Annotated in this window: 1 pseudogene; it reads right to left on the bottom strand. The window is 70.6% G+C overall.

Annotated features, from left to right (window positions below):
- A pseudogene (locus tag L810_RS48265) lies at nt 1-711 on the bottom strand (ExeM/NucH family extracellular endonuclease); the annotation flags it as partial.

Here is a 711-nt window from a genome sequence, read left to right as displayed (position 1 = left end):
GGGCGTCGAATCCGCCGCCGTGCCCGTCACCATTGAAATAGTTGAATACGTTGAACGACACGATGCGCACGTCGGCATCGGGATGACGGGCCGGCGCATCGGTACGCGGGTTCGAGGCGGCATCGAAGACGGGCGCCGCGCCGGCAATGGGTTGCAGCCGCCATGCGCCGTAGCGCAGTTCGAGCACACCCTCGACACCGCGCACCGTGTAGCCCGCGCGCAGCGTGTTGGCGGCGCTGAGCGCGGGTGGCGGATAGCGCACGGTTGCGGGATCGCGGCGGTTCGAGCCGTCGTCGAGCACGATGCGGTTGCGTGCGTTGGCTGCCGCGAGCGTGGCGGCCTCGGCCGGCTGTGCGACGTGGGTCGGGATGCGCAGCCGGCCGTGGCTGAGGACGACGCTGCCGTAGCGGCCGAGCGCGTGGGTATCGCTGACCGTCAGCGTTTGCGGCAGGCGCACGCGCATGCCTTCATGCGCGGCCAGCACGGATAACGTGGCGACCGGCAGCGTAAGCGTCGCCGGGGTGACGGTCTGCCCGCTTGCGCAGACGGTCATGCCGCCCGACAGTGTGAACTGCGTCCGGCCGTAGCGCTCGTCGACGCGGCCCGTGAGATGCACGAGATCGCCGGCTTTCACACGCGCGTTCGGTGCGTACACGAACACGCCTTCCGGGACGCCCGGCCGGTGCCGTCGCTGCGCGTCGGCCTGCTGGA

Origin of the sequence: Burkholderia sp. AU4i (assembly GCF_000466765.1) — a bacterium.
Lineage (GTDB): Bacteria > Pseudomonadota > Gammaproteobacteria > Burkholderiales > Burkholderiaceae > Burkholderia > Burkholderia cepacia.
Note: the sequence above shows the minus strand (reverse complement) of the source record. Positions and strands in the feature narration are given on the sequence as shown.